Source organism: Marinobacter sp. SBS5 (assembly GCF_048285575.1).
Taxonomy (GTDB): domain Bacteria; phylum Pseudomonadota; class Gammaproteobacteria; order Pseudomonadales; family Oleiphilaceae; genus Marinobacter.
This window is the reverse complement of record NZ_JBLWAZ010000012.1, coordinates 1-8,572: the sequence shown is the minus strand read 5'-3', so window position 1 is coordinate 8,572 and position 8,572 is coordinate 1. Positions and strand designations below refer to the sequence as shown.

At 51.9% G+C, this 8,572-nt stretch carries 8 protein-coding genes and 4 tRNA genes; all 12 read right to left on the bottom strand.

The annotated features are described in order from the left end of the window. The coding region (locus ACNQ6O_RS15710) for a GTP-binding protein (RefSeq protein WP_418053927.1) at window positions 1-168 on the bottom strand (168 nt) is incomplete at its 3' end. 52 nt (window positions 169-220) lie between these two features. After that, a tRNA-Thr gene (locus ACNQ6O_RS15705) sits at window positions 221-296 on the bottom strand. A gap of 12 nt (window positions 297-308) precedes the next feature. Further along, a tRNA-Gly gene (locus ACNQ6O_RS15700) sits at window positions 309-383 on the bottom strand. Window positions 384-393: 10 nt separating this feature from the next. Next, window positions 394-477: transfer RNA gene (locus ACNQ6O_RS15695), tRNA-Tyr, on the bottom strand. A gap of 40 nt (window positions 478-517) precedes the next feature. Beyond that, a tRNA-Thr gene (locus ACNQ6O_RS15690) sits at window positions 518-593 on the bottom strand. A gap of 31 nt (window positions 594-624) precedes the next feature. Beyond that, entirely contained in the window at window positions 625-1,263 is a 639-nt protein-coding gene (locus tag ACNQ6O_RS15685) for a hypothetical protein (RefSeq protein WP_418054120.1), read from the bottom strand. Further along, on the bottom strand, window positions 1,260-1,994 hold the full coding sequence (locus ACNQ6O_RS15680; protein ID WP_418054119.1) for a type III pantothenate kinase: 735 nt from the start codon (window positions 1,992-1,994) through the stop codon (window positions 1,260-1,262). The genes ACNQ6O_RS15685 and ACNQ6O_RS15680 overlap by 4 nt, the downstream gene beginning before the upstream one ends. Then, entirely contained in the window at window positions 1,991-2,956 is a 966-nt protein-coding gene (locus ACNQ6O_RS15675) for a biotin--[acetyl-CoA-carboxylase] ligase (protein WP_418054118.1), read from the bottom strand. The genes ACNQ6O_RS15680 and ACNQ6O_RS15675 overlap by 4 nt, the downstream gene beginning before the upstream one ends. Window positions 2,957-3,062: 106 nt before the next feature. Then, window positions 3,063-5,465 carry a DUF6160 family protein gene (locus ACNQ6O_RS15670; protein ID WP_418054117.1) on the bottom strand — a complete coding sequence of 801 codons (2,403 nt, stop codon included), beginning with the start codon at window positions 5,463-5,465 and terminating at the stop codon, window positions 3,063-3,065. Between the two features lie 11 nt (window positions 5,466-5,476). Next, on the bottom strand, window positions 5,477-6,037 hold the full coding sequence (locus ACNQ6O_RS15665; RefSeq protein ID WP_418054116.1) for a DUF6160 family protein: 561 nt from the start codon (window positions 6,035-6,037) through the stop codon (window positions 5,477-5,479). After that, on the bottom strand, window positions 6,034-7,086 hold the full coding sequence (locus tag ACNQ6O_RS15660; RefSeq protein WP_418054115.1) for a hypothetical protein: 1,053 nt from the start codon (window positions 7,084-7,086) through the stop codon (window positions 6,034-6,036). The genes ACNQ6O_RS15665 and ACNQ6O_RS15660 overlap by 4 nt, the downstream gene beginning before the upstream one ends. 17 nt (window positions 7,087-7,103) lie before the next feature. After that, window positions 7,104-8,309, bottom strand: a complete 1,206-nt coding sequence (locus ACNQ6O_RS15655) for a DUF6160 family protein (RefSeq protein ID WP_418054114.1) — start codon at window positions 8,307-8,309, stop codon at window positions 7,104-7,106. Window positions 8,310-8,572: the final 263 nt, after the last annotated feature.

The following is an 8,572-nucleotide window of genomic DNA, read 5'->3' as shown; positions in this document are numbered from 1 at the left end:
TTCCGGTGCGTTATCGATCTGGTCGAAAGCACTTGCAGAACCCGTACCCCAAACTTCGTGACATACACGAGTCAGAGCAGCGGTCAGAGTGGTCTTACCATGGTCAACGTGACCGATGGTGCCGACGTTTACGTGCGGCTTACTACGTTCAAATTTTTCTTTAGACATTCGACCAATCCCCCTAATCAACCAGGACCGTAACGTTGACCGGAATTAAAAGTGGAGCTCATGACCGGAATTGAACCGGTGACCTCATCCTTACCAAGGATGTGCTCTACCGACTGAGCTACATGAGCGAAAAACTAAATTGGAGCGGGCAGCGGGAATCGAACCCGCGTCATCAGCTTGGAAGGCTGAGGTAATAGCCACTATACGATGCCCGCGAGCAATAAGTGGTGGAGGGGGCTGGATTCGAACCAGCGAAGCTTTCGCGTCAGATTTACAGTCTGATCCCTTTGGCCACTCGGGAACCCCTCCAATACAAACCCGCTTCGCGGATCTGCTCAAAACAAAAAAGTGGAGCTGGCGGACGGAATCGAACCCCCGACCTGCTGATTACAAGTCAGCTGCTCTACCAACTGAGCTACGCCAGCTCACATTCGCTCGTTCAGCGAGGGCGGTATACTACGGATTTTTTTCTGACGTTGCAACACCTTCGCAAGCGTTACGTTCGATGAAATCGAAATTGCCATCATAATCCGCTTCAACCGCTTGAAGCACTTCGGTTTCCCGACTTGATTCAACTTCAAAAGCGAGCGCGTATCCTATCCGATTACGAGTGAACTTGGCTAGGGTTACGTTCAAATTTTCCAACTTTTTTTCTGTTATTAGCCTCTCGGCGGCTTTAACAGACTCAAACATGCCCAACGAAATGGCGTTTCGGTACTGCCCCTTGGCAACAACATATACATCGCCCCCCTGCGCACGCAAGACATCCGCTTGAGCCTTTGCATCGGATTCAGGCTGAGGAGACACCAAAACCCAGTGCAACGGCGGTAAAGATTCCTCTTTCGGCTCCACCCGATAATCCAACTCAGATGCGAGCCCCACGGCATTTGCTGCCGCGGGTGATTTGAACCAACCAACGGTGAGACAAATCGACTCTCCGTTAGCTTCGGCAGACACGCCCTCTACGGACTTAAGACTTGCCACCCGAGGCAACGCACCCGCCACCTGAGGGCTCACGGTCGGCAGCGCTAACCGGTCCGGCAAAAACCACAAACCAAGATTAAGAAGCGCCAAACAAAACGCCAACCACTTCATAGCGGATCATCCTTCGCAGCGACCTCGTGCAGTCCATCAAGTACTAGCTCTGGACAATGTTCGGCCTGCAAGCCAAGCCCCAAAAACCGTTCCGCATCACCCCCTGTTACCAAAACATGCCGGATGCCGTACGCAGCAACATCACGATGCACCTGACGAACAACGCCCTCGGTTAGCCACGCCAAACCATGATTCGCACACTCCCCCGTTGTTTTTCCAGGGCGGGTATTAAGCTGCTCATCGAAATCGAAACCGATTCTCGCAGCCTCTAACTTGAGACTACGGCGCATCATTCGTAAACCCGGCAGGATAAATCCGCCAGTATGCTGTCCGTCTCCATCGATATAATCCACTGTCACAGCACTGCCCGCGTCAATGATGGCGCAACCTGCCCGCAAACGCTTCCAGGCGGCAACCATTGCGTGCCAACGGTCTGCCCCCATTCGGGAAACATCCTGATACGAATTCTGAAGCCCTTCTCGTTGAGACTCGCTCCAGTAAAAGGTGACCGGCGCAGTCGTAATCTTTGCTACCGCCGCTTCCAATGCTTCTCGGCTCGATTCTGAGCCTACCGTAGAAACACAGACCCGTCTGATCTCTGCAGAATACGTCTCCAGCCCCGAAAAAGGCTCAGGCGCACTCAGCTCAGCCGCTCCAGTAACGAGGCTTTCTAATCCACGCACCAAACGCCATTTAATACGGGTGTTTCCTGAATCGACAAGTAAGATCACACGCTTACCCGTAAGCTGATGTCGCCCGCCATGACCGATACAAGCCCTGTGTCCGTTTCGAGTTGATAATTACCGCCATCATCCACTCCGGCTCCGGTTCCGGACAGTGTCCCATCGCGCGCCGCCAGTGGCTTGTCTAGGAAAATGTCATGCCCTTGCCACTCTTCCCTAAATCCGGAAAAGCCGGCGATTTCAAACTGCTCCATGGCCACCCTCACGGCATTAATAACCGTAGCGGCTACGTCATTCCGCACCCACTCATGGTCAGGCCAGTGCTTGGCAAGACTTGTCCAGGGTTGATCAACGGCGACCGCCTCTGTCATATGGACATTGATTCCGAGGCCCGCAATCACTTGAACCTGCCCTTCCTGCAACTCACCCTGGATCTCGACCAGAATACCGCCAAATTTCTTTCCGCCCGCATACAGGTCATTCGGCCATTTCAGCCCTGCCCCCTGCACACCCAATGCGCTCAACGCTCGGACCACCGCCACGCCTAACACCAAGCTGAGGCCACTCAAGCCCTCAAATCCGCCTCGAAGCGTCAAGCCCATACTCATATACAGATTTTGCCCCTTGGGGCTGGACCAGTTTCGGCCGCGCCGGCCGCGCCCCTCTGTCTGAGAGTCAGCCAAGACAACCGGCATACCGGGAGCGGCTGCCAACAATCTTCGGGCAACTTCGGCGTTCGTCGAGTCCACTTCCTTGAGCACGGTGACATCGACATTGTCTTGGCTCACTTTGGCCAACTTCTCGACAATCTTTTCTCGGTCCAGCAAGTCGAGCGCCGTCACCAACTGATACCCCTGCCCTCTTATCGTCTTTATTTCTATGCCTTCGGCCGCTGCTTTTCGAATCTGCTTCCATACCGCTGTACGTGAAACGCCTAGCTGTTTTGCTAACGACTCACCAGAGTGAACGCGATGGTCGCTAAGTAGATCTAACAATGTATTAGGCTTCATCGAACTGGTTCCAGACAGGAAATGACTGAACGGGATTAAACAACAGGACGCATAAAAAAACAAAAGGGCAGCGCGATGGCTGCCCTTCTTTTCTACTTTAACACCTTCAGGGAATCGGTGTGGCCGTCAAATTTGCGCGGATATCGAAGTTCTGGAGCTTAACTCCGTATATGGCAGTTTGGGCACCCCCATTACGATGAATCAAGTCGACGTTGTTTATTGAAAGCTCTTTGAACCGACTCTCGGCTTTTACTGCAAATCCTAGCGGCCTGTTGGCTATATCGGCCGCGCCGGCAGTCGATACATACCGATAACCTTGAGGCGAACTTGGGTCCATAATTTTCTCATCGCCCTTATTCCCTATAACGCCGTGCGAATCTGGCCCATCTTCCTTTTTCGTTACCCTTGTCTGGTACACATCCACGGAGAGGTCCGTCTGTATACCGAAGGTATTATCATCGATACCGTCACCATTAAAATCACCGCCATCACTGGTATGTATATCGTCAACCAGCAGACCGGTTCCGGTGCCATTCAATCCATTGCCCTGGCTGTCTTGATTGCGATTAGTCTCCCAAAGAATCGAGTTCCTTTTGTCGGCCCCTTCAGCACGAGCAAGGACCTTCTTCATCCCGATGCTAACCCCCTCTTGCCCACGTTCTTCCCAGGTTCCTCCTGACGCAACGCAGGCCGCTGCTGAAGCGCCAGAACCTCCAACACACACATCACCGGCACCGCCTGGTGAAAGGGTCATAGAACTGCCTTTTTCGAAGCTCTGTAGCCGAAACCGCCCAAAGCTTGCGCCATCATCGCTGGACCCTACCCGAACATCACTCACATCCATCGTGCTCCAGGCCTCACCGGTCTGCATGACAAGGCCTTCCTCGGCGACGTCAATGGTCATATCTCGGACATGCCCTTCGTAGCTTACACCGGTCAACCAAATACCTTTCTGGCTTACCTCACCGCCACCTTCATCGAAAGGTGACGCAACCACCGCCGCCTTGCCATTACGGATGTATATATCCGAGTTCAACGTCAGGCCATCTCCAGAGGAACCACCCGGCCCAAGCGTTACATGCCCGTCCATTTCAAATTCATAGGCAGGATAAACACCCAACGCTAACAGCAGCTCTGTACCTCCTTGCAGAGGCGCGTCCTCGCTACCCACGCGCAAGCCGTTGATCCGATACCCCGCCTTCAAGCCTTCAAAGCCGATTCGCAAGCCGTCGTAAAACCGGGTGCCGTTTCGCGTTTCGTCACGAGTTACGTTAACCGTTACGTCGCCGCGCCCCCATGACTGCAAACCACTCACAATGACCTGGTTGCCATCCTCGATATAGCTTAAATTCGCGGAACTTAAACTCCATTCGGCCGCCAATCTTAAGCCTTGCGGACCAGCATCCGAATGCCCGCCCCCCTGAATATATAGGGCGTTACTATAGGCTTCGCCGTTGAACACAGAATCTTCCAAAATGAAGTTCATGTTTACCGAACCCATGCTCTTGCCAATACCGCCCATCTCAATAGCGCCAATATTGACCTCGACACTGAGCCGGCTAAGCGTCAGTGCCAAAGCTGATCGATTATTCCAGTCAGTACCAACATCCAGCCTTAGATCAGCAATTCTATATTCCCCGGTGATATCTCTAAGCGCCAGCACATTTCCATCATCGGTATAGATAAATGACGCGCTGTTGATGATGGTTTCGTTGTCGATAGTTAGGCCTTGCCCTTCTCGCCCTCCCGCGGTTATACCTGTTGTAGAGGAAACATTGTAGGTTGCAGCCAACGCCCCATAACTCGGGCCTTGCGGGCCAAGCCCCGCGGAACCCACCCCATGATCGGCCGGATTATCACTAAATCGTATCGCCCCCGCACTCCACTGCCCTTTCACTTCGGGGGCTGCCAATTGCAAGGTGTTCCCGATGACATCGAGCGTGACTCCCAGCGCCTCGAAGCCCATCGTTATGTCGTCAAGGAACACAGAATTGCCGTTGGTTTGGTATCCAAGGCGCCCGCCGGTCATGGTATATGCGGTATCGAAAGTGTAACCATTTCCCGCAACGCCACCTTTACGAAGGTTAAAAAAACCATCAAGTGAATGCTGCAGGAACACGGCACCCAAACTCACGCCAGGCGCTCCACCCAGCCGGATATCCGAAAATTCGATACGCCGATCTTCTACCAAATACTCCAAATTCAACGAAGCATCAGATGCGATATCAATTCTAGTTCGGTGAAAGGCGCCCTTACCTTCAACCTCCGACGAACCAATTTTTATACCTTCTATGTGAACACCTTTACCATCGTCGTAATAAGACAGGCGATCGGCGGACATACTGAGATCCATCTCCAGAGTGATGCCACTCTGTCCCTGCACTTCAGCCAAAGCACGGTCATCGAGCGACTGCATATCTGCTTGCGCTAGACCCGTGATAACCAACATACAAACAGTGGTGAACACAGGCTGCTGGCTAGACAGAATTTTTGTTATCGACTTATGCATAATCGCCTCCCTTATGGGTTTCCGTCAGGAAACACCAATAGGTTCCCCTGCATGATCACATCACCCTGCATTTCGATGCCAAAAATATCAGTTTGATGAAAGCCAGGGTCGATCGGGCGCGCAGTGCTACTTGCGGCCAGCTTGAACTGAACATCTTTAAACCTGACGGTATCCGGGAGCCCCACCTCTATAACATCACGATTAAACTGCTCGCCATCACCGCCAAAGCCCGAATCGATGCTTCGGACCCGCAAGGTCAGACCTTCAAAAGAGAATTTCCCTCGGAGCTCGTCCAAAACCAGCCACCCGCCGTCTTCTTTCAAGCGATACGCGAATCGTGCTCCGCACTTTTTGTCCTGCTCATCACAGCGCCCGAAATAACTGTTCTGAACTGGCCCGCCCACCTCGTTTACACTCACATCCCCCGACAAATAAATACCGCCTTTCCCCGACACATCGGATAAGGCGTCATCAGCAAGAGGGTCCAGTTCAGCGTTGGCATAAAACGGCATGAGCAATAGACAAACAAACCAAAAATACGCGCCGCACCGGGCCACTGGAGAATAGTTCATTGCGCCAGATCCTTTGTCTGAATCTTCAGGTGCTGGATGAGCATGCCATCCATTCGGGCTGAGCCGAAATTCCGGCCCCCGACACTGAAGTTCCCGATGTGTAAATTGCTCCTATATTCGGCATTCGAATAATAGTCGTTGTAATGATCCCAGGTTGCAGCATCGCTATCGGCAAGCTGGCCATTGGCTGCAATCTTGCCTGGCGCTGGCGCATCGATAGTGTCAACCTCGAGCAAAAAGTTACCACTGCCATCAACGTCAAAAAACACGGGCTGCAGGCTGTTCCCCATGGCCAACTCCAACGCAAAATCAGCCATCGTGATCCTTGACCCACAAGCGGTTCCATCTTGGGAGCAGGCGTTAATGGACAATTCCGGTGAATAGAGATTCAAACGGAATTGGCCAGCCATTTGTTTTCGCGCCTCGTCACCCCACAGGCGAATGAAACTGCCGTCAATCACGGCACTGCTAGCATGTAGATTGAGGTTCGAAGAGCGGTCCACTCCAACAGCCACGTTCATCTGCATGCCTATATCCGCACGCTCCCCTCGCCAATCATCTGTTGCCGGCCGGCTCGAACAGGTGCCGGAACCCGCCGTAACAGATCCGCCGAGGCAGTCATAACCTTCGGTTGAAGCAACTTTGGCAGGAGCGGCTATCTCTAAAACGGATTTATTCGGAACATTGATGTTGTCACCGTCAACGATGTCGATTCGCCACGGATGTAAGAGGCGCCCAAGATTGACTGGAGAGAGGGTCTCTCCGTAATTACTCCCAGCGCCAGCGATGTATAGATGATTAACAGTGATATCTACATCTTCACCGTTACTACTTTTGATGCCGGTGATTCGGAAAATTCTTGCTTGGTCACCGTTAACATCAGGCTGGTCGGTACCGTGCGAGAAGGTAAAGTTATCAAGTACCAAGCCAATTCCCGCACCATCAACCTCCGACATCTCGCCATCATCCAAGGTCTGCAGCTCTGCGGATGCCTGCGTTTGCGCAGATAAAAGGACCAACGCCCCCAAACCAGGCAGTATCTTTTTCATAACCCGATTAGCGAACATCAGAATAGCCCTTTTCCGCGATCGATATATTCCGCCCTATACCGGGGCACGCCAGTCAGAGCCTCGCCTAGATTAACTTCTGTCGCGCCGTTGGGAATGTTCAAAAAGGCTCCGCTGGTTGCCTGGACAAACTCTGCATTGGACATATTGCCCTGCTTTACGTCCTTTACCCATTCAACGGTTTTGGTTTGAAACGACAAAAAAGCCCCGCTTACTGGCGCCACAATACTTCGCTCACCGTTCGTTTCACCCAGTTCGCCAACGGCAAAAGAGCGATATTGGGCCAAATCGAAGCAAGATTTGATAGACAGCACCATGCAATCCTGAGCTACCACTTCAATAGTGCCACCTGGACAATCAAACAAGTTATTACAGCCGGGCACCAGCACTTGGGAGCTCGCTCCCGGCGCGAGCAACGTCTTCATAGCCCATCGCGCGAACCCACTGGCACCTTCCAGCACAAATTTTTCACCATTCGGTACACCAATATGCTCCGCACGTATGGGGTCCAATTCACCGTAGGTGCCAGAGTTGGGATCACCATCTACAAGCCTTGCTTTAGTTTGAATGTCGTTATTTTTTTCGAGTGTTTCAGACGCGAACTTGATCAACCTATCGGATAGCGTTGGACTTTCCTGGACAGCATCGGCCATCGCTCCGCCCACATCCTTGATCATTACGTTGATATTACCGGTTAGCGTTTGTATGTCACCGGATAGGATGCCCATCGATTCGCCAAACCCTAAGCGAACACCAATGACTTCCTGAGTGGCGTTATCAAAAGCGAATTCAATGAAGGGGTTATCAATAAAAAAGGGAACTATCTCCCCATCGGCGTAAGCACTGCCATCGGCCTTATACATTTCGGGGACCTTAGGGTGATCCTGAAAGAATTGATCACTCTGGATATAACCTAAGGAAAAATTATCGATAAGAACGTCGGAGGTTCCGGATTTCTCTCCGGCACGATTGTACCGCCCGAGTTCGAGTGTTTCGATATTAGTCTGGATCTCCATATCCATACCGAGGTTAACCCTCGTATAGGCTGTAGAGTCATCTAGATGGTAGTTACGATCGACCGACACAAATGCCTGGCCAGTAACTTCAGATAATTGGCTGTCGCTGACGGGCTCTAGATCCGCTAATGCAGAAACAGATAGAGCCATAGTGAACGCCAGCAATGATGCACTTAGTTGTTTACTCATAGCCGAACTTACCAAAGGTCATTTTATTGGTGGTGGTAGCGCTTGGCTAAAGAGCGTCTCTGATGTTGGTTCTTATTGTTTTGTGACCAACTGTAAGTGCATGTTAATAGATTGGGAAAAAGGAAGGTGTGCGACTGTTCATGATTTCAGCAGCAGAAATGAAAAAACCCCAGCCTCTTACGAAGCTGGGGTTTTTGGTATTAAGAGTCTGACGATGACCTACTCTCACATGGGCAAGTGCCACACTACCATCGGCGCTGGCT